The sequence below is a fragment of the Nitratidesulfovibrio sp. 1201_IL3209 genome (assembly GCF_036763125.1).
Classification (GTDB): Bacteria; Desulfobacterota; Desulfovibrionia; order Desulfovibrionales; family Desulfovibrionaceae; genus Cupidesulfovibrio.
In genome coordinates, this window is the sequence record NZ_JBAIYT010000021.1 from 1 (window position 1) to 15,876 (window position 15,876).

At 68.6% G+C, this 15,876-nt stretch carries 12 protein-coding genes and 1 pseudogene; 9 read left to right on the top strand and 4 right to left on the bottom strand.

The window, feature by feature from the left end; translation table 11 throughout:
* Positions 1 to 115, top strand: a pseudogene (locus V6B97_RS10780) (IS1595 family transposase); the annotation flags it as partial.
* A 184-nt stretch (positions 116 to 299) separates the two neighbouring features.
* Here V6B97_RS10780 and fsa read toward each other — a convergent pair.
* The 4 genes from fsa to V6B97_RS10800 form a co-directional block, all read right to left on the bottom strand.
* A complete protein-coding gene (fsa, locus tag V6B97_RS10785; protein ID WP_333506512.1) occupies positions 300 to 953 on the bottom strand; it encodes a fructose-6-phosphate aldolase in 654 nt (217 codons plus the stop codon).
* Between the two features lie 154 nt (positions 954 to 1,107).
* Entirely contained in the window at positions 1,108 to 1,404 is a 297-nt protein-coding gene (locus V6B97_RS10790; protein WP_333506513.1) for a transcriptional regulator, read from the bottom strand.
* A 99-nt stretch (positions 1,405 to 1,503) separates the two neighbouring features.
* Positions 1,504 to 2,148: a 2-amino-4-hydroxy-6-hydroxymethyldihydropteridine diphosphokinase gene (gene folK, locus V6B97_RS10795; RefSeq protein ID WP_333506566.1), complete on the bottom strand. Its 645-nt coding sequence runs from the start codon at positions 2,146 to 2,148 to the stop codon at positions 1,504 to 1,506.
* Positions 2,148 to 3,317 (bottom strand): LL-diaminopimelate aminotransferase, encoded by a 1,170-nt coding sequence (locus tag V6B97_RS10800; RefSeq protein WP_333506514.1) that lies wholly within the window; start codon positions 3,315 to 3,317, stop codon positions 2,148 to 2,150. The genes folK and V6B97_RS10800 overlap by 1 nt, the downstream gene beginning before the upstream one ends.
* Positions 3,318 to 3,770: 453 nt before the next feature.
* Between V6B97_RS10800 and xerD the strand changes: the two genes are divergently transcribed.
* The 8 genes from xerD to lysA all read left to right on the top strand — a co-directional run bounded on the left by xerD (position 3,771) and on the right by lysA (position 15,605).
* Positions 3,771 to 4,808 (top strand): site-specific tyrosine recombinase XerD, encoded by a 1,038-nt coding sequence (gene xerD / locus V6B97_RS10805; RefSeq protein WP_442935480.1) that lies wholly within the window; start codon positions 3,771 to 3,773, stop codon positions 4,806 to 4,808.
* A gap of 27 nt (positions 4,809 to 4,835) precedes the next feature.
* Positions 4,836 to 8,051: a CBS domain-containing protein gene (locus V6B97_RS10810; RefSeq protein ID WP_333506515.1), complete on the top strand. Its 3,216-nt coding sequence runs from the start codon at positions 4,836 to 4,838 to the stop codon at positions 8,049 to 8,051.
* Between the two features lie 212 nt (positions 8,052 to 8,263).
* Positions 8,264 to 8,761, top strand: coding sequence for an HIT family protein (locus V6B97_RS10815; protein ID WP_333506516.1), 498 nt, complete (start codon positions 8,264 to 8,266; stop codon positions 8,759 to 8,761).
* Positions 8,762 to 8,771: 10 nt separating this feature from the next.
* Positions 8,772 to 9,161 carry a lipopolysaccharide assembly protein LapA domain-containing protein gene (locus V6B97_RS10820; protein WP_333506517.1) on the top strand — a complete coding sequence of 130 codons (390 nt, stop codon included), beginning with the start codon at positions 8,772 to 8,774 and terminating at the stop codon, positions 9,159 to 9,161.
* A 12-nt stretch (positions 9,162 to 9,173) separates the two neighbouring features.
* Positions 9,174 to 10,325, top strand: a complete 1,152-nt coding sequence (locus V6B97_RS10825; RefSeq protein ID WP_333506518.1) for a tetratricopeptide repeat protein — start codon at positions 9,174 to 9,176, stop codon at positions 10,323 to 10,325.
* Positions 10,326 to 10,972: 647 nt separating this feature from the next.
* The gene (gene mutS / locus V6B97_RS10830; protein ID WP_333506569.1) at positions 10,973 to 13,705 is read left to right on the top strand and encodes a DNA mismatch repair protein MutS; all 2,733 of its coding nucleotides are present in this window, start codon (positions 10,973 to 10,975) and stop codon (positions 13,703 to 13,705) included.
* Entirely contained in the window at positions 13,698 to 14,285 is a 588-nt protein-coding gene (locus tag V6B97_RS10835) for a hypothetical protein (RefSeq protein ID WP_333506519.1), read from the top strand. The genes mutS and V6B97_RS10835 overlap by 8 nt, the downstream gene beginning before the upstream one ends.
* 69 nt (positions 14,286 to 14,354) lie before the next feature.
* Positions 14,355 to 15,605 carry a diaminopimelate decarboxylase gene (gene lysA, locus V6B97_RS10840; RefSeq protein WP_333506520.1) on the top strand — a complete coding sequence of 417 codons (1,251 nt, stop codon included), beginning with the start codon at positions 14,355 to 14,357 and terminating at the stop codon, positions 15,603 to 15,605.
* Positions 15,606 to 15,876 lie beyond the last annotated feature (271 nt).

The window sequence follows — 15,876 nt, forward strand, 5'->3', positions numbered from 1 at the left end:
GAGGAACTTCGAATTACACCTCAAAGAATGTGAATGGCGCTACAACAAGCCCCTGCCCCAACTCATTGCCGAAATGAAACGGCTGGTAGCAAAAAACAAAGACCTGATGGTCTAGAGCCTTTCAAAATCCGGGCCGTTGCCCACCCGACCCCCGTTCGCGCCCCAACGAGCGATTCCGGACGTTTTTCCGTTTCGGACGCAAAAACGGGCACCATCCGCTGGGGATGATGCCCGTTCATCGGGTATCGAAGAAAAAATGCCGGAAAGGACGGTCCGCTGGTCCCGTCGGCAGAAATCCGCTAGCCGTTCAGCGCGGCCCAATCCTTGTTGAAGGTTTCGAGCCCGGACGTGGTCAGCGGGTGGTCGAACATCTGGCGCAGCACGGCGAACGGCACGGTGGCCACATGGGCTCCCATCAGCGCCGCCTCGGCCACGTGGCGCGGATGGCGCACGCTGGCCACGATGACCCGCGCGTCCATGCCCATGCCGGCGTAGTTGCGCAACATGGCCATGATGTCGGCCACCAGTTGCATGCCGTCCTGCGACAGACCGTCCAGCCGCCCCACGAAGGGCGAGATGAACGCGGCCCCGGCCTTGGCGGCCAGCAGGGCCTGCATGGGCGAGAAGACCAGGGTCACGTTGGTGTCCACGCCCTTGGACTTCAGCACCCGCACGGCCTTCAGCCCTTCGGGGGTCATGGGGATCTTGACCACCACGTTGGGACCGTTGCGGACAAGATCCAGCCCCATGGCGACGAATTCGTCGGCGGTGTCGCCCACGGCCTCCAGGCTCACCGGGCCTTCCACTTCGCGGCAGATGTCGCGCATCACCGCGCGCCAGTCGCCGCCTTCGCGGGCCATCAGCGTGGGGTTGGTGGTCACGCCGTCCAGCAGGCCCCAGGCCCTGGCGGCGCGTATCTCGGCAAGGTTCGCCGTATCCAGGAAGAACTGCATGAAACGGTGCCTCCTGCATCAGGCCGCCGTCCGGCTGTGCGGTCCGGCGGCGTCACGGATGAATCCGCAGCTGCGGATATGCCATACCGGCCCCAGGCCGATGTCCCTTGCGGGACTTGGACAGGGCTCCCGCCAGACCCCGGCAAGGCCGGGGCTAGTCGGCGTCCTTTTCCTGGCGGGCGGGGATTTCGCGGCCGCCGCTTTCCAGCTGCTTCAGGAAGGTGTCGCGGCATTCGTAGCTGCAGAAGCGGTAGGTCTTCTCGCCGTCGCGCACGGTGACCCCGCCGTTGGCGTCGATGTACGCGCCGCAGATGGGGTCGCGCACCATTTCGCCGGTGGCCACCATTTCTTCCTTCTGCTTCTTGTCATCCTTGCTCTTCTTGCGCGCCTCGTTGGTCACGAGACGGTAGAGGAAATAGCCTGCCGCGATCAGCAAAAGCCACTTGAGCATGTGCCAGACTCCCTTTGGGTCCTTGAGGCGTTGATGAAGGCCGGTCGGGCCGGGCCAGCGGGGCCAGTTCTGCCGGACGCGTTCCGTCCGCCTGGCCGTTCACTGGCCGATGCACCCGTTGTGCAGGGTGAACGTCAGCGATTTCAGGGCGTGTATCAGACTTTGCCCGTCGGGGAAAGCGAGTTCGGGGGCGATTTCGTGCAGCGGCACCAGCACGAAGGCCCGTTCGCGCATGCGCGGGTGCGGCAGCGTCAGGCGCGGGGTGTCCCGCACCGCATCGCCGAACAGCAACAGGTCGATGTCGATGGTACGCGGGGCATAGCGAACGGCCAAATCCGGCCCGGCTCCACGTTCCCCCTGCTCCGCGCACGCGTGGCCTCCGTCCGACCCGCATGCCGCCGCCTCCCCTACTCCGCCGCTGGCAGCATCCGCCGTTTCCCGCGCCGGATCGTACGCCCGGCGGCGCCCCAGCGTGCGCTCCACGGCCAGCAGGCGGTCCAGCAGCCCTTCCGGCGTCATGTCCGGGTCGCACTCCAGCCGGGCCACCTGGTTGGCGAACCACGGCTGGTCGCGGTAGCCCTGCGGCTCGGTGCGGTACACGGACGACACCGCGCCAACGACAACGCCGGGCAGGGCGGCAAGCGCCGCCACTGCCCGGGCGAGGTTGTCGGCGGGGTCGCCCCCCGGCGCGTCCGCCCGTACCTTTGGCGGGGGCAGGTTGGACCCCAGGCAGACGTAGGCGATTACAGGTTCGCGATGCGTGACACGGCCTCCTCGAGGCGGTCGGTGTCCACGGTGAGCGAAATGCGGAAGTAGCCTTCGCCCGGCGTGCCGAAGCCGTTGCCGGGGGTCAGCACCACGCCGGTCTTCTCCAGCACCGTGGTGACGAATTCGGCCGACGAGCCGTACCCGGCGGGCACCTTGGCCCAGATGTAGAACGCGGCGGTGGGCACGCGGCAGGCGATGCCCACCTTCTGCAGGGCGGCCACCACCACGTCGCGGCGCTTGCGGTAGATGGCGCGCAGTTCGCGGCAGAAGTCGTCGCCGTCGCGCAGGGCCACGATGGAGGCTTCCTGCACGGCCTGGAAGATGCCGGAATCCACGTTTTCCTTCACCTTGCCAAGGCCCGCCACCAGCGAGGCATTGCCCACGGCCATGCCCACGCGCCACCCGGTCATGTTGTAGGTCTTGGACAGCGAGTGGAACTCGATGGCCACGTCTTTCGCGCCTTCCACTTCGAGAATGCTCATGGGCTTGTCGTTCTCGTCGTAGTAGACCTCGGTGTAGGCCGTGTCGTGCGCGATGATCACCTGATGCTTCCTGCAGATGCCGACGAGCTTTTCGTAGAACGCGCGCGGGGCCGTGGCCGCCGTGGGGTTGTTGGGATAGTTGACGAAGATCATCTTCGCCCGGTCCCAGGTGGCGGCGGGAATGGCGTCGAGGTCGGGCAGGAAGTCGTTTTCCTCCACCAGGGGGATGAACTGCACCTCGCCGCCCACGAAGCCGGTGGCGATGTGGTACACCGGGTAGTTGGGGGTGCACACCAGCACCAGGTCGCCGGGGTTCACGAAGGCCAGCGGGAAGTGGGCGATGCCTTCCTTGGACCCGATGAGGCCGATGACCTCGGTCCTGGGGTCAAGGCTGACGCCGAAGCGGCGGCCGTACCAGTTGGCCACTTCCTGCCGGAACTCCGGCATGCCCACGTACGAGGGGTACTGATGGTTGGCCGGGCGTTCCACGGCCTTCTTCATGGCCTCGATGATGAAACCGGGCGTCGGCATGTCGGGGTCGCCGATGCCGAGGCTGATGATGTCCACGCCACGGGCGGCCACTTCGGCCTTGACCTTGTCGATGCCTGCGAACAGGTACGGGGGCAGGGTCGCCAGCCGGTCCGCGAGTTTGAAATCAGCCATTCCGAATCTTCTCCTTGCGGGTTTCGATCCCCTGGGCGCGCCCGTCCGCCTGTGGCGGAGCGCGCCGCTCACGCCGGTAAAAAAAGAGGGCTCTGCCAGAAGCCCGTTCCTTGCGATGCCGTTCGGGTAACCGCGTACCCGGTTTCGTCCGGTTGCGCGAAATCTACAGGCCCCCCGCCCGGACTGTCAATTGATAATGGCTCCTGGCGAAGGACGCGCCATGGCAGCGGGCACATCCCGGAGCCGATGGAGCCCCCCTCGCTCACGCCTCGCGCCCGTCGCCATGCCCTCCGGCCAGCCCCGCTTCGCCACCCCGGTTCGCTACCCCTGTCCGTCCCGCGCTCTTGCCGCATGGTGAGCGCCCGTGTACCATGCCGACTCGAATACCGTCCGGTCCCCGCGCCATCCAGGCCGCCGGGACCGGGCACGACCGCGCCGCGCGCAGCGAGTTCCATGCCCCCACGCCGTCCCCCCGTCACCGCAGCGAACGCGCCCGGCAAGCCCGCCGGGGCGGCGTCCGCCCGTCGCGGCGCCAAGCCCGCCGTGTCTTCCAAACCCCGGCGGGCCGCACCAGTTCGCCCCGGACAGGATGACGCGCCCCGCGCCTCGCATCCGCTCATCGACGGGTATCTGGAACATCTGCTCATCGAGCGCGGCCTTGCGGAAAACACCCTGGCCGCCTACGCGGCGGACCTGGCCGACTTCGCCGGGTTTCTCGCGCAGGGGGGCATCGACCTGCACGCCGCCACGGAACAGACCCTGTTCCTGTACATCGTGGACCTGCGGCGGCGCGGCCTGACCAGCCGCACCCTGTCCCGCCACCTGTCCGCCCTGCGCGGGCTGTTCGCCCACGGCGTGGCCGAGGGCCAGCTTGCCGCCGACCCGTTGCGCTACCTCGAAAACCCCAAGCTGCCGCGCACCCTGCCCGACGTGCTCACCCGCGACGAGATGGCCGCCGTGCTGGCCCGGCCAGACCTTTCCGACCGCCTGGGATTTCGCGACCGCACCATGCTGGAACTGCTGTACGCCTCTGGCCTGCGCGTCTCCGAGCTGTGCGGACTTCGCCCTTTGGATTTCGATCCCATGACCGGCCTGGTGCGGGTATTCGGCAAGGGGTCCAAGGAGCGCATCGTGCCGGTGCACGACACGGCGGCCAAGCTGCTGGCGGCCTACATCCGCGACTGGCGGCCCGCGTTCCGCCCGGTGGAGGACGCCCTGTTCCTGAACCGTTCCGGCAAGGGGCTGACCCGCCAGGCGGTGTGGAAGGCGGTCAAGCGCCACGTGGCCGAGGCGGGCATCCGCAAGGACATCTCGCCGCACACCTTCCGCCATTCCTTCGCCACCCATCTGCTGGACGGCGGGGCCGACCTGCGCACCGTGCAGATGCTGCTGGGGCACGCCGACATCGCGGCCACGGAAATCTACACCCACGTGCAGGCCGACCGGCTGCGCCAGGTGCACCGCGCCCATCACCCCCGCTCGCGCTCCTGACCCGGCGCACCCCACGGACACCCACGCATGCAGCAGCCCCCCAAGATCGCCGCGCCGGTGCTGATCACCGCCCACGCCAACGCCGACTTCGACGCGCTGGCCGCCATGGTGGCGGCGGGCAAGCTGTACCCCGGCGCGGTGCTGGTGTTTCCCGGCAGCCAGGAACGCACCCTGCGCAACTTCTTCATCGAAAGCGCCACCTACATGTTCAATTTCCGGCAGGCGCGCGACATCGACCCCGAAAGCGTGCAGACCCTGGTCATCGTGGATACCCGCCAGCACTCGCGGGTGCCCCACGTGCACAACGTGCTGGCCCGGGCCGGGGTCACCGTGCACCTCTGGGACCATCATCCGGACACCGACGAGGACATTCCCGCCGCGTTCAGCCGGGTGCGGCCCTGGGGCTCCACCACAGCCATCATCGTGGCCGAGATCCGCGAGCGGGGGCTGACCCTTTCCGGCGACGAAGCCACCATGCTCGGCCTCGGCATTTTCGAGGACACCGGCTCGTTCACCTTCTCCTCCACCACCGAGCACGACTTTTCCGCCGCGGGCTGGCTGAAGACGCAGGGCATGGACCTGAACGCCATCGCGGAACTCATCGCCCGCGACCTGACCAGCGAGCAGGTGGTCATCCTCAACGCCCTGCTCCAGACCGCCAGCACCCACGACATCAACGGCACCCTGGTGACCATCGCCGAGGCGTCCATGGAAACCTACATGGGCGACTTCGCGCTGCTGGCCCACAAGATCATGGACATGGAGAACATCAAGGTGCTGTTCGCCCTGTGCCGCATGGGCGACAGGGTGCAGGTGGTGGCCCGCAGCCGCCTGCCCGAGGTGGACGTGGCCCAGGTGTGCACGTCGCTCGGGGGCGGGGGGCATCCCTACGCGGCGTCCGCCTCGGTCAAGGACAAGACCCTGCAACAGGTGCGCGACGAACTGTTCGCCCTGCTCTTCTCGGCGGTCAATCCGCAGATACGGGTGCGCGACCTGATGTCCTCGCCCGTGGTGGGCGTGGACGACGACCGCACCATCGCCGACGCCGAGGAAACCATGACCCGCTACGGCCTGAAGGCCGTGCCCGTGTTCGCCGCGGGCGCCCGGCGGTGCGTGGGCTACCTGGAACAGCAGACCGCCGCGCGGGCCATCTCGCACGGGCTGGGACACATGGGCGTGACGGAATACATGCACCGCCGGGTACAGACCGTGACCCCCAACGAAGACCTGTACAAGGTCATGGAAATCATCGTGGGCCAGCGCCAGCGGCTGGTGCCGGTGGTGGACCGGGTGCCCGCGCCGCACCTGGCGGGCAGCTACGGCGTCGAACGCACGCCCCCGCCCGCTGCGGAAGCGGGCGAGGAAACCGGCGAGGTGGTGGGCGTCATCACCCGCACCGACCTCATCAACACCCTGGTCGAGGAACCGGCCCGCATCCCGGAAACCCTGCTGCCCGAATCCCGGCGCGAGCGGAACATCCGCTCCCTGTTGCAGGAACGCCTGCCCGACACCCACTTCCGCCTGCTGGAACTAGCGGGACGGCTGGGCGACAGGCTGGACGTGCCGGTGTACGCCGTGGGCGGCTTCGTGCGGGACATCCTGCTGGGACGGCCCAACCTGGACCTTGACGTGGTGGTCGAAGGGGACGGCATCGCCTTTGCCCGCGCCCTGGCCGACGAACTGGGCGGCCGCATGCGCGCGCACCACAAGTTCAAGACCGCCGTGGTCATCTTTCCCGCGTGGGAGTCGGAAAAACGGCGTGGCAAGGGCGCGGACGCGCAACGGGATGAGGCCCCCGGCACGCCGGATGCCCCGCCCGCGCCGCCCGCCGCCCTTCCCGCTGCGGGAGACGCGGCCGACGACGCCGTGGCGGAAGCCGCCCACCGCGCCGCCGCCCGGCCGGAACAGCGCATCGACGTGGCCACGGCCCGCCTGGAGTACTACGAATACCCGGCCGCCCTTCCCACGGTCGAGCTGTCGTCCATCAAGATGGACCTGTACCGGCGCGACTTCACCATCAACGCCCAGGCCGTGCAGCTGAACGGCGCGCACTTCGGGCGGCTGGTGGACTTCTTCGGCGCGCAGCGCGACATGAAGGACAAGGCCATCCGCGTGCTGCATTCGCTGTCCTTCGTGGAAGACCCCACCCGCATCCTGCGCGCCATCCGCTTCGAAAAGCGCTACGATTTCCGCATCGGCGCGCAGTGCGAGCGGCTCATCAAGAACGCCCTGCAACTGGGCATGATGGACCGACTGTCCGGGGCGCGGCTGTTCCACGAACTGAAGCTGATCTTCGACGAAAAGGCCCCCCTGCCGTGCATCCGGCGCATGGAGGACTACGACATCCTGCGCCTGATCCACCCGCTGCTGAAGCTGAACCCGGCCAAGATGGACGTGCTGACCGAACTGGAACGGGTGCTGCACTGGTACCGGCTGCTGTACCTTTCGCCCGCGCCGGAACCGTGGGTGCTCTACCTGCTGGGGCTGTGCGGCAACGGCAAGTACCTGGACGTGGCCGCCGTCACCGACCGGCTGGCCTTCTCGCGCAAGGTGCGGCAGGACTTCCTGACCCTGCGCGAGAACGTGCGCGAGGCATACAACCTGCTCAACCAGTGGATGCAGCGCGACGGCTCCATGAGCGGCCTGAACAACCTGCTGGCGCCCATCGCGCCGGAAGGCATCCTGTACCTGATGGCCCGCGCCAAGACCGAGGCCGCGCGCAAGCACATCTCGCACTACCTCACCCGCCTGCGCGGCGAGACGCCCGACATCACCGGCAACGACCTGCTGGCCATGGGCATTCCGGCTGGCCCCGCCTACGGCCGCGTGCTGCGCCGGGTGCTGGCGGCCAAGCTGGACGGCCTGGCCCGCACCCGCGCGGCCCAACTGGACCTGGCCCACGAACTGCTGCGCGAGGAAACCGCGCGCGAGGCGCTTGTCAATCAGAGCGGGGAGACCGGCGGGACCGATGGGACCGGCGGGGCGGCTGGCGACGGGGAAGACGCGGAGGCGGCCTGCGTGGCCCAGGGACAGGGCATGGCGTCCGGGACCCGGCGCTACCGGCCGCCGGGCTGGCGTAAGCTTCAGAACGGGCAAGGTGGACAGGACAGGCAGGGCGGGGAGAACGGCCCGGACAGCCAGGATTCCCCGGAGGCCCCGAATGCCCCGAATACTTTGGACGCACCGGATACCCCCGGCACCGGCGACGAAACCGAAGGTCCCCCCTCCGCGCCGGGGGCCTGACCCCGGTCCGGAATTACTTCGGCACCGGCCGCCAGCGGCGCTGCCGCGCCCGCCGGCGCCACAAACATCGGCCCCAACGCCCCGCCCCCCTTGCCCCGCAAGGCCCTAGGGTGTAAGCACAACAGACCGAAGGAATTTCAATCGGAAATACGGCACCTTGCGCATGCGCACAAACAGTGGCGCGCGCCGTGCCCCAGGAGACGGAACGGATCATGGAAACCCTTTGGGCGCCCTGGCGCCTCGACTACATTCTGGGCCCCAAGCCCGACAGCTGCGTGTTCTGCCTGCCCGAACACACCGACGAGGACGAGGCGCGCCTGGTCCTGTACCGGGGGCGGCACAACTTCGTGATCATGAACAAGTTCCCGTACAACAACGGGCACCTCATGGTCACGCCGTTCCGGCACGTCATGGACCTGGCCGCGCTGGAACCGGACGAGGCCCACGAGATGATGGACCTGCTCCAGACCTGCGCCACCATGCTGCGCCAGCGCTTCAGCCCGCAGGGCATCAACGTGGGGCTGAACCTTGGCGAGGCCGCCGGGGCGGGCATCCGCGAACACCTGCATTTCCACCTCGTGCCGCGCTGGAACGGCGATTCGTCGTTCATGGCGGTGATGAGCGAAACACGGGTCATTCCCGAACATCTGCATTCCACGTATCATGCCCTGAAACCCCTGTTCGACCGCCTGCCCCGCGCGGGACGGTAAGGAGGCCGACATGCGCTTCGTCAAGGTTCTCGTTCTGGTGCTGGTGTTCTTCATCTCCATGATGTTCTTCGTGCAGAACAACGCGGTGCTCTCGCAGACGGTCACCCTGAAGCTGGACCTGTTCTTCGACACCGCGTGGAGCTCCATCGAGCTGCCGTTCTACTTCATGGTGCTGTGTGCCTTCCTGCTGGGCGCCCTGCTGACCATGCTGCTGCTCATGATCAGCCGCATGCGCGCCGGCGCCGCCCTGCGCCGCGCCAACAAGCGCATCCGCGTGCTGGAGAAGGAACTGAACTCGCTGCGCAACCTGCCGCTGGAAACCGCGCGCAAGGCCCCGGAACCGGTGGCCGCTCCCGCGCCCGTTGCCCCGGCGGAGCCCACCCCGGCCAAGGCCGGCTAGGCGGGAGACCCCGTGACGCTGCTGGACAGACTGAAGGCGGGCGCGCGCACCCTGCTGGGCCACCGGCGCGCCGACATCCTTTCGCCCATGGGGCCGGATGCCGAATCTCCCGGCGCGCGCGATGCGCTGTCGGCCATCCAGGAACTGAGCCGGGTGGTGCGCAATGACCCGGACGCGGTGGAGATCTACCTCGCCCTCGGCAACCTGTACCGCCTGCGCGGCGACATTGAGCGCGCCGTGCAGATCCGCAGCAGCCTCATCGTGCGGCCGGGGCTGGACCCTCAGTTCAAGGCGCGGGCCCTGTTCGAACTGGGGCGCGACTACCGGCGCGGCGGGGTCATGGACCGGGCGCTCGCGGCCTTCGACGAGGCGCGGGCGCTCGGGGCCGACCCGGAACAGATCACCTTCGAGCTGGCCCTGCTCCACGCGGACAGCGGCGCCTTCGAAGAGGCCGCCGCGCAGTACGCGCGCCTGGGCTTCCGTCCGGCGCAGGCCCACTACATGGTCCGCCACGCCGAAGACCTGGACCGCTGCGGCCGCGCCGACGAGGCCAGGACCCTGCTGGCCAGGGCGGTGAAGGTCTACCCCGGCGCGGTGGAGGCTTGGCGGGCGCGGCTGGTCATGGCGGCGCGCGCGGGCGAATGGCGCCGCGCGGGCAAGCTGCTGCGCGAAGGGCTGGAACGGGTGCCCGCCTCCATCCGCTTCCTGCTGCTTGAAGGACTGCTTGAACTTGAAGCCCCCGACCCCCGCAACGGGAACGGCAACGGGACCGGTACCGCCGTCGCGGACTTCGAGGAACAACGCTGCGCCACGGTGCTTGCCGCCATGGAGGCGCAGGAGCCGGACCTGCTGCTGCAATACTACGGCGCGCTGTTCCTGCTGCGCTGCGGCAACCGCGAGGAGGCGGGCAACTGGCTGGCCAAGGCCATGGTGCTGCGCCCCGATTTCTGGGCCGCCCGGCTGGAACTGCTCTCGCTGTCCATGGAGCAGCAGCACCTGTCCCCGGTGTTCCGCAGCCAGTTGGAATACTTCATCGAGCACGCCCGCAAGGTGAAGCGCTTCGTGTGCGGGACCTGCGGCCTGCGCCGCGAGCACACCTTCAGCGTGTGCCCGCGCTGCCGCAGCTGGCATTCGGCCACGTTCAGGATGTCCTTGCAGGATTAGGGGCCGTTTCTAACTTGTCCTTTCGTCCGTTGGCTTCCGGCCCGAAGGGCGCGAAGCGTGGCCGTTAGGCGAGCTTGCGAGCCTTATGGCCATCGTGCGCAACGCGGTCAAACTGCGCCTGCCACATCGGTCGAATACGATAAGAGTACGCGCTGCGGCCCTCATCCGTAAGACTCGCACTGCGTGCTCGCCTAACGGCTGAGGCACTCCCTCATGGCAGGCTTGTTTTCCTTGCCAACGAACAAAAATCCTACGTTAGAAACAGCCCCCAGGGCCTCCGGATTGTCTTTCCACCCGCTGGCCGGACGCCGCAGCATGGCGGTCGTCGCGGCCAGCGCCGCATTTCCGTCCGGCCCGTCGGCCGGTACTTCCATCCCCACCCCTTCGCGGTGTACACACGAGGCATGACAGACACCTCCCTCTTCACGCACGCCCAGTCCGATGCCCCCACGGACGACCCGGCCGCCCCCTCCAGCGACGCTCCCGGCGCGGGCTGCGACTGCGGCCCCACTTCCGGTCCGCCCGGTCCGCAAGACGGGGGGCTTGCCGTCACGTCCGGCATGACCTCCGGCGCGCGTGGCGCATCGCGCCTGGCCGGGGCCACCACGGCGGCGGCGGCCCGCGCCAATCCGTCAAAGCTCACCCCCATGTTCGAGCAGTACCTGCGCATCAAGGACGACCACCCGGACGCGCTGCTGCTCTACCGCATGGGCGACTTCTACGAGATGTTCTTCGACGACGCGGAAACGGCCGCGCGCGAACTGCAAATCGCCCTCACCTGCCGCAACCCCAACGCCGACCTGCGCGTGCCCATGTGCGGCGTGCCCCACCATTCGGTAGAGGGGTACATCAGCCAGTTGCTGGAAAAGGGCTTCAAGGTGGCCCTGTGCGACCAGATAGAGGACCCGCGCGAGGCCAAAGGGCTGGTCAAGCGCGCCGTCACCCGCGTGCTGACCCCCGGCACGGTGGTCGAGGACGCCAACCTCGACGCCAAGGGGCACAACTACCTGGGGGCGCTGTTCTGGGACGAGGAGAAGGAGGCGGGCGGCTTCGCCTGGCTCGATTTTTCCACCGGCGAATGGTCGGGCCTGCACGCCAAGAAGGCCGCCGACCTGTGGCAGTGGGTGCGCAAGATGCAGCCCCGCGAACTGCTGGTGACCGAAGGCGCGCAGGTGCCCTCGTCCCTGTCGCTGACCTCCACGCAGGTGGTGCGGGTGCCCGGCCGCGCGCCCTTCGACCTCAAGGCCGCCACGGAACGGCTGCTGCACGCCCAGGGCGTGCGCGACACCGGAGCGCTGGGACTTGAAGGAAAGGATGAGCTTGTCCGGGCCTGCGGGGCGCTGCTGGCCTACATCGTGCAGACCCAGAAGCAGGACCTCATCCACCTTGCCCCGTTCCGCCCGCTGAACCTCGGCCGCCACCTCATCGTGGATGAAGTGACGGAGCGCAACCTGGAAATCTTCCGCCGCCTGGACGGCCGCAAGGGGCCGGGCACGTTGTGGCACGTGCTGGACCACACCCAGACCCCCATGGGCGGCCGCCTGCTGGAAGAACGCCTGCGCCATCCCTGGCGCGAGACGGGCCCCATCGAGGAAACCCAGGCCGCGGTGACCTGGCTGTTCGAGCGCGACGACACCCGGCGCGACCTGCGGGCCGCCCTCAACGACGTGTACGACCTTGAACGGCTGACCACGCGCATCTTCCTGAACCGCGCCGCCCCCAAGGACTACGTGGCCCTGCGCCAGAGCCTGGCCGCCCTGCCCAGGGTGCGCGGCGTGCTGGAACGCCCGGAAACGGCCCCCGGCAGCTACCCCACCGACGGCGAGGCGCGCGGCGACGGCCGCCCACCCTTCCTGCGCGCGGCGCTGAAGGGCTGGGACGACCTGTCCGACTACTTCGACCTGCTGGAACGCGCGCTGGTGGACAACCCGCCCCACCTGGTCACCGAAGGGGGGCTGTTCCGGCCCGGCTTCCACGCCGAACTGGACGAACTGCTGGACCTGACCGAACACGGCGAGAACATGTTGCAGCAACTGCTGGCCGAGGAACAGTCCGCCAGCGGCCTGCCGAAGCTCAAGCTGGGCTTCAACCGGGTGTTCGGCTACTACTTCGAGCTGTCGCGCGCCGCCTCGGACGCCGTGCCCGAGCATTTCGTGCGCCGCCAGACCCTGGCCAACGCCGAACGGTTCACCACCCCGCGCCTGAAGGAGCTGGAGGAAAAGCTGGTCTCGGCCAGCGACCGCCGCAAGTCGCTGGAGTACAAGCTGTTCCAGAAGCTGCGCGAAACCGTGTCCGAGGCGCGGCCCCGCGTGCTGTTCATGGCCGATCTGCTGGCAGGGTTCGACTACTGGCAGAGCCTTGCGGAAACGGCCCGCCGCTGGAACTGGACCCGCCCGGTGCTGGCGCAGGACACCGACATCCTGATCCGCGAAGGCCGCCACCCCGTGGTGGAGGCCATGCAGGGCAGCGCCAACTTCATCCCCAACGACCTGCGCATGGACGAGGCCCGGCGGCTGTTGCTGATCACCGGCCCCAACATGGCGGGCAAATCCACCGTGCTGCGCCAGACGGCCATCATCTGCCTGCTGGCCCAGATGGGCTCGTTCGTGCCCGCGCGCGAGGCGCGCCTGGGCATCGCAGACCGGGTGTTCTCGCGGGTGGGAGCCTCGGACAACCTGGCGCAGGGGCAATCCACCTTCATGGTGGAAATGATGGAGACCGCGCGCATCCTGCGCCAGGCGGGCAAGCGCAGCCTGGTCATCCTGGACGAGATCGGGCGCGGCACCAGCACCTTCGACGGCCTGGCCCTGGCCTGGGCCGTGGTGGAAGAGCTTGCCCGCCGCGCGGGCGGCACCATCCGCACCCTGTTCGCCACCCACTATCACGAGTTGACGGCGCTGGAAGGGCGCATCCCCGGCGTGCACAACATGAACATCGCCATCCGCGAATGGGGCGGCGACATCGTGTTCCTGCGCCGCCTGGTGCCCGGCCCGTCGGACCGCAGCTACGGCATCGAGGTGGCCCGGCTTGCCGGGGTGCCGCAGCCGGTGGTACAGCGCGCACGGGACCTGCTGCACGAACTGGAAAAGACCCGCGACGGCAGGGGCGAAGCCCCCCGCGCGGCCCGCGCCGTGCTGCCGGGGCTGGACATGCCCGAGCCGAAGCAGGCCGCGAAACCGCGCGCCATGCTCACCGCGCGGGCGGAGCCGGTGGCCCACCCGCTGCTGACCACCCTGCGCGACCTGGATACCGACCACCTGACGCCCATGGGGGCGCTGCAACTGCTCAACGAATGGAAACTGCTCTGGGGAGGCCCCGCCCATGCCGAAGATACCGTTCCCGACCAGCCCCCGGCAGCGCCGGGAAACGACCGTGACTGACGCACCCGTTTCCCGCACGGCTGGCCGGACCTCTGACCGGACCTCCGGCCATGCTCCGCGTGCCCGCATCCGGCGCGTGGGGGCCGTGGCGGCCCTGTGCGCGGTGCTGGCCCTGGGGGCCGCGTGCGGCAAGAAGATCATGCCCCAGCCGCAGGACAACCGCGAACTGTTCAATTGGCGCGCCACCACGGCCATGGCCACGGCCAACGGCTGCATCGCCGCGCGGGGCGAGGCCCAGGGCAACGTGGACAACCTGGCCTCGGTGATCCTGGAAATCCAGCCGATAGACGGCAGCGCGGACAGTTGCGCGGGGTGCCCCTTCCAGGCCACGTCGCGCCAGGAATTCCGGCCGGAAAAGCAGATCACCCCGCAGGACACCGCCATCGTGGAAATGACCATGTGCCCCGACCGCAAGGCCCCGGCCTACCGCTGGCGGCTGGTGGGGGTGAACGTGCTGACCCGCTTCGCGCACGCCCTCGGCAAGGTGCAGACGCTGGTGGTGGACCCCGACGCCCCCGGCTTCGAACTGCCGGTGGAAGACGCGCCGCCCCAGCAGCAGACCGAAATCGTGATTCCGTAACGACGGGGCCGCGCCGGGCGTACCCGGCAGGGGCGCGCATGGCCGCGCCCGCCCGCAGGGAGGAGACGCATGCACCACTTCCAGTACCGCGACGGCGAACTGCACGCCGAAGGCGTGCCGGTGCGCGAACTGGCCAGCCGCTACGGCACGCCGCTGTACGTCTATTCGGCCGCCACGCTGCGCCGCCACTTCCAGGCCTTCGACAGCGCGTTCACCGGTGTCGGCCACCTGACCTGCTATTCGGTCAAGGCCAACTCCAACGTGCACCTGCTGCGCCTGCTGGCGGACATGGGCGCGGGCATGGACATCGTGTCCGGGGGCGAACTGCACCGCGCGCTCACGGCCGGGGTGCCCGGCCAGCGCATCGTGTACAGCGGGGTGGGCAAGCGCGACGACGAAATCCGCGCCGCGCTGGAGGCCGACATCCTGCTGTTCAATGTCGAATCGGTGCAGGAACTGGAGCGCATCGACGCCGTGGCCGGGGAAATGGGCCGCACCGCCCGCATCGGCGTGCGCATCAACCCCGACGTGGACCCCAAGACCCACCCGTACATCTCCACGGGCATGCGCAACAACAAGTTCGGGCTGGACATGGAACAGGCCCAAGCGGCCTACCTGCTGGCGCGCGACCTGCCCAACGTGACCCCGGTGGGCATCGACTGCCACATCGGCTCGCAGCTCACCACCCTGGCCCCGTTCCTGGAAGCGCTGGACCGGGTGCTGGACTTCCACGAGCGGCTGCGCGACCTGGGGCTGTCCATCACCCATCTGGACCTTGGCGGCGGGCTCGGCATCACCTATGGCGAGGAAACCCCGCCCCATCCCAGGGAGTTCGGCGAGGCCGTGTCCGACCGGCTGCGCGGGCGCGGGCTGTCGCTGATCCTCGAACCCGGCCGGGTCATCGCGGGCAACGCGGGCATCCTGGTGGGCCGGGTGATCTACACCAAGGCCACGCCCAGCAAGAACTTCATCATCGCCGACGCGGCCATGAACGACCTCGTGCGGCCCTCGCTGTACCAGTCGTACCACCGCATCGCCGAGGTGCACCCCGCCGGGCGCGAGGAAATCACCGCCGACGTGGTGGGTCCCATCTGCGAATCGGGCGACTTTCTGGCGCGCGACCGCATCCTGCCCGACATGCGGCGGGGCGAACTGCTGGCCGTGTTCTCCGCCGGGGCCTACGGCTTTTCCATGAGTTCCAACTACAACTCGCGCCCCCGCGCGGCCGAGGTGCTGGTGGACGGCGCCACGGCCCGGTGCATCCGCCGCCGGGAAACGCTGGACGACCTGGTGGCCCCGGAACTGAACGCCGACGGCTGACCGAAGCGGCGCGTAACGCCAGTGCCGCAGTATCCAACGCCAACAAAGGGGCCCCACGGGGCCCCTTTCGCGTTGCGGCCTGCCGATACGGCCGGAAATCGGGAATACGGCATCCTATTCCCGTGATTTCATGGATGAAACATGAAATTTTCCGGCACGGCGAATTTTCCGCTTGCGCCCGGCACGGAATCTTGTTTATAAAAGTGAACAAGCCGACCGCATCGGCACGGGCGGCGCCCCTCTTTCGCCAGGACGCCCCAAACACCCCTGC

What these genes read in the sequence shown, in the direction of transcription:
- fsa (WP_333506512.1), bottom strand. Translation starts at nt 953, where the DNA reads ATGCAGTTCTTCCTGGATACGGCGAACCTTGCCGAGATACGCGCCGCC.
- V6B97_RS10790 (WP_333506513.1), bottom strand. Translation starts at nt 1,404, where the DNA reads ATGCTCAAGTGGCTTTTGCTGATCGCGGCAGGCTATTTCCTCTACCGT.
- V6B97_RS10800 (WP_333506514.1), bottom strand. Translation starts at nt 3,317, where the DNA reads ATGGCTGATTTCAAACTCGCGGACCGGCTGGCGACCCTGCCCCCGTAC.
- xerD (WP_442935480.1), top strand. Translation starts at nt 3,771, where the DNA reads ATGCCCCCACGCCGTCCCCCCGTCACCGCAGCGAACGCGCCCGGCAAG.
- V6B97_RS10810 (WP_333506515.1), top strand. Translation starts at nt 4,836, where the DNA reads ATGCAGCAGCCCCCCAAGATCGCCGCGCCGGTGCTGATCACCGCCCAC.
- V6B97_RS10815 (WP_333506516.1), top strand. Translation starts at nt 8,264, where the DNA reads ATGGAAACCCTTTGGGCGCCCTGGCGCCTCGACTACATTCTGGGCCCC.
- V6B97_RS10820 (WP_333506517.1), top strand. Translation starts at nt 8,772, where the DNA reads ATGCGCTTCGTCAAGGTTCTCGTTCTGGTGCTGGTGTTCTTCATCTCC.
- mutS (WP_333506569.1), top strand. Translation starts at nt 10,973, where the DNA reads ATGTTCGAGCAGTACCTGCGCATCAAGGACGACCACCCGGACGCGCTG.
- lysA (WP_333506520.1), top strand. Translation starts at nt 14,355, where the DNA reads ATGCACCACTTCCAGTACCGCGACGGCGAACTGCACGCCGAAGGCGTG.